Source organism: Halomonas sp. BC2, from assembly GCF_002078115.1.
GTDB lineage: Bacteria > Pseudomonadota > Gammaproteobacteria > Pseudomonadales > Halomonadaceae > Vreelandella > Vreelandella stevensii.
The window spans coordinates 34,883-38,594 of record NZ_LFGT01000010.1 but is presented as its reverse complement, the minus strand read 5'-3'; the positions used below and the strand labels follow the sequence as shown (position 1 = coordinate 38,594).

General features: G+C 64.3%; 3 protein-coding genes and 1 pseudogene. 1 reads left to right on the top strand and 3 read right to left on the bottom strand.

What is annotated here, in order from left to right:
* From argA to B7L71_RS08675, 3 genes and pseudogenes are all read right to left on the bottom strand, one after another.
* Nucleotides 1–659, bottom strand: a pseudogene (argA, locus tag B7L71_RS08685) (amino-acid N-acetyltransferase); the annotation flags it as partial.
* Nucleotides 660–867: 208 nt separating this feature from the next.
* Nucleotides 868–2,133, bottom strand: coding sequence for an inorganic phosphate transporter (locus tag B7L71_RS08680; protein ID WP_081137353.1), 1,266 nt, complete (start codon nucleotides 2,131–2,133; stop codon nucleotides 868–870).
* Between the two features lie 9 nt (nucleotides 2,134–2,142).
* Nucleotides 2,143–2,823, bottom strand: coding sequence for a TIGR00153 family protein (locus B7L71_RS08675; RefSeq protein ID WP_039183511.1), 681 nt, complete (start codon nucleotides 2,821–2,823; stop codon nucleotides 2,143–2,145).
* A 131-nt stretch (nucleotides 2,824–2,954) separates the two neighbouring features.
* Here B7L71_RS08675 and B7L71_RS08670 point away from each other — a divergent pair.
* The coding region (locus tag B7L71_RS08670) for a CYTH domain-containing protein (protein ID WP_081137387.1) at nucleotides 2,955–3,712 on the top strand (758 nt) is incomplete at its 3' end.

Below are 3,712 nucleotides of genomic sequence, written 5' to 3'. Positions count from 1 at the left end.
GGCACGGCCTGCTGCAAGCGCGGTTCGGCTTCGAAAGGTGAAAGCTGGCGCAGCAGCGCGCCCTGCTCGTCCTCCAGGCCTTCGGATTCGCCCAGCAGAATCAGCTTGTCTGCCTTGAGCGCCACGGCGGCGTGCTGGGCCACTTCCGAGGCGTCCAGGTCGAACACTTCTCCGGTGCTGGAGAACCCCAGCGGCGGCAGCAGCACCAGCGAGCCCTTCTCCAGCAGCCCTTCGATGGCGCTGGCGCGCACCCGGCGCACTTCACCGCTGTGATCGAAGTCCACGCCCTCACGCACGCCCAGCGGCTTGGCGGTGACCAGATTGCCGGAAATCACGCTCAGCTCTACGCCGTGCAATGGCGTGCTGGGCAGCCCCAACGAGAGCCGCGCTTCCAGCCAGAGCCGCTGGTGCGCCGCTACCTGCTCCACATGGGCCATCACGGCGCGGTCGGCGACCCAGCGGCCATCCACCCGAGTGGGCTCCACACCTGCGGCCGTCAACGCTTCATGCACCTGGGGGCGAATGCCGAACACTACCACCAGGCGCACGCCCAGGGTGTGCAGCAAGGCCAGGTCCTGAATCAGCTGCTCTCCTCGGCCCGACGCCATGGCTTCGCCTTCAATCAGGATGACAAAGGTTCGCCCCCGGTGGGCATTGATGTACGGGGAGGCATTACGAAACCAGTCGACAAAGGGGAAACGTGTGTCCAAGGGCCGCTCTCCGGCAGCAGGTGAATGAAAGTGATCACGCTTACTTTAACAGAGCATAAAAAACAGCGGCACCTTCTATTGCAGCGATCTCCTCTCGAGACCGGCTGTCGAAGGTGCCGCCGTATACCCGCCAAGCGTTAGCCTGGGGAGAGGTGTATCAGCCGAACATGCCCTTGAACATGAAGAAGAACACGATGGCCAACCCCGCCCCGGCGGGCAGGGTAATCAGCCAGGACATGACGATGGTGCCGATCACCCGCAGGTTCAGCGCCGCCATGCCACGAGCCAGGCCCACGCCGAGGATCGCCCCGACCAGAGTATGGGTGGTCGAGATGGGCAACCCGGTGCCGGAGGCCAGCACCACGGTGGTGGCTGCCGCCAGCGTGGCGGCAAAGCCACGGCTGGGGGTCAGTTCGGTAATGCCGGTGCCCACGGTGGCAATCACCTTATGGCCGTAGGTCACCAGGCCCACCACGATGCCGCCACCGCCCAGCACCAGCACCCACCAGGGCACCAGCGCGGCACTGTCGATCACGCCGTCGCTGCGCACCACGCTGATCACCGCCGCCAGCGGGCCAACGGCATTGGCCACGTCGTTGGAACCATGGGCAAACGCCATGGCACAGGCAGTGAAGATCATCAGCACGCCGAACACCCGCTCCACGTTGGCATAGCCGAAGTGGTCGCTGGCGCTCTGCACGTACTTGATACGCCGCTGCATGACCACCCCGACGCCCATGATCACGATGCCGATCAGCATCGACAGCAGGAAGCTCTGGCCAAAGCCCAGGTCGAGCCCCACGTGGGTCAGCCCCTTGGTGAGAGTGACCATGGAGACGATGAAGCCTACCAGAAACACATAGCCCGGCACGTAGCGCTTGGCGGCGGCAAACGGGTCCTTGTTCTCGAAAATCAGGTACTGCACCGATTTGAACAACACGAAGCCGATGGTGCCCGCCAGCAGCGGCGAAATGACCCAGCTGGAAGCAATGGTGCCCACGCGGCTCCAGGCCACGGCTTCCACGCCCAGGCCCACGGCACCAAAGCCCACGATGGCGCCCACGATCGAGTGAGTGGTCGACACCGGCCAGCCTCGGGCCGAGGCAATCATCAGCCAGATACCCGCCGCCAGCAGGGCCGACAACATGCCGTATACCAGCAGCTGCGGGTTGGCTTCCAGCAGTGCCGGGTCCAGCATGCCGCCACGAATGGTGGCGGTGACTTCGCCCCCGGCCAGCCAGGCCCCCAGGAACTCGAAGATGACCGCAATGATGATGGCTTGCTTGATGGTGATCGCTTTCGATCCCACCGAGGTGCCCATGGCGTTCGCCACGTCGTTGGCACCCACCCCCCAGGCCATGAAGAAGCCAAACAGGCAGGCCAGAATGATAAAGATGTCGCCGTGCTGGACAATAATCTGCATGGGAGCCCCTTAGCGTGCGGTCAGGATCTGCAGGCGGCTGCCCACGCGTTCGGCGCGGTCGGAGACTTCGCCGACCCAGTCGATGATCTTGTATAGAAAGATCACATCCACGGGGGGAAGCTGGCTTTCCAGCTCGAAAAGACGGCGGCGAATCGCCACCTGCTGATCATCGGCCTGGTGCTCCAGCACGTGCAGCTCGCGGATCATGTTCTGCATCACGTCCGAGACGTTGCGCCCAAAGCCGGACTCCAGCAGGTCCTTCAATTCTTCCAACGCCTGGCGCGCCTGGGCCACGCAGGCCACACTGGTGGCCATGTACTCACGCATCAAATCGGCCAGCTCGTCGGGCACGCGCATTTTACGGCCCAGCATGATGCCGGTAATGTCACGCACCTTGTTGGCGATCTTGTCCTGTACGCTGATCAAATCGAGCAGGTCCGAGCGCGAGACCGGCAGAAACATGCTATTGGGCAGATTGAGCCGCAGCTCGGTCTTGAGGGTGTCGGCTTCGTGCTCCAGCGAGGTCACCTGCTCGCGCAGCTCGGCAGCGGCGTCCCAGTCACCGGCAAGGGTCGCTTCGAAGAACGGCAGGAGAAGGTCGGCGCATTCATTGGCCTTGACGATGTGGGCCAGCAGCGGCTGGAATGGCGAGCGGCCAAACATCGCGGAAAAAGGGTTGGAGGTTACCATAGAGCCTTTAGCCTGTTTTCGGGGAGCCTGGAAATGGCGGGCGACAGTATAAAGAGTGCGCTCGGCTTCGTCATAAAAAGTTCATTTAACCGTCATCAATACGCAACATAGACCACTTGGCAGGAAGCGTCATGACCCAACACCCTCATCCGGCGGCCCCTCAGGAAGTCGAACTGAAGCTGGCCCTGGGGCCCGGCGCGCTCGACGCGCTGCTGGCCCATCCGCTCTTGGCAGAGCCGCCCCAGCAGCAGGCCTTGACCAACACCTATTTCGATACTCCACAGGGCCATCTGGCCGCTGGCCGGGTCGCCGTTCGGCTGCGCCGACTGGGCCAGCGCGTGCTGCAAACGGTCAAGACCGCAGGCCAGGGCGGCGGCGGGCTATCGCGTCGTGAAGAGTGGGAGTGGCCGCTGGACGAGCACGCTCTCGACCAGGCCGGGCTGGCCAAGCTGCCGCCGTTTCAAGGGCCGTTGGCCGAGCAGATAGCGGCGCTGCAACCCACGCTGAGCACCGATTTCCACCGCCGTACCTGGCCGTTGGCATGGCAAGGCAGCGCCATCGAGCTGGTGGTGGACGAAGGGGAGATCGTGGCGGGCAGCGCCCACGCCCCTATTGGCGAGGTCGAACTGGAGCTGAAAGAGGGCAGCGCCGATGCGCTATGGGGGTTGGCCCTGGCACTGGCAGAGCGGGTGGCACTGCGCCCTTCCGACAGCAGCAAGGCCGCCCGAGGCAATGCCCTGGGCCAGCAGCAGTGGATGCTGCCCGAGGCCAGCACCCCCAGCGCATGGCTGCACCGCGCCACCGTGGCGCTGGACGCCTTCCATGACAGTGGCCACCCCGAGCACCTGGCGGCGGCCCAACAGGCGCTGAGTGAACTGGCCCAGCACCC

Coding starts and splice junctions, on each gene's coding strand:
- B7L71_RS08675 (WP_039183511.1), bottom strand. CDS start 2,823: ATGGTAACCTCCAACCCTTTTTCCGCGATGTTTGGCCGCTCGCCATTC.
- B7L71_RS08680 (WP_081137353.1), bottom strand. CDS start 2,133: ATGCAGATTATTGTCCAGCACGGCGACATCTTTATCATTCTGGCCTGC.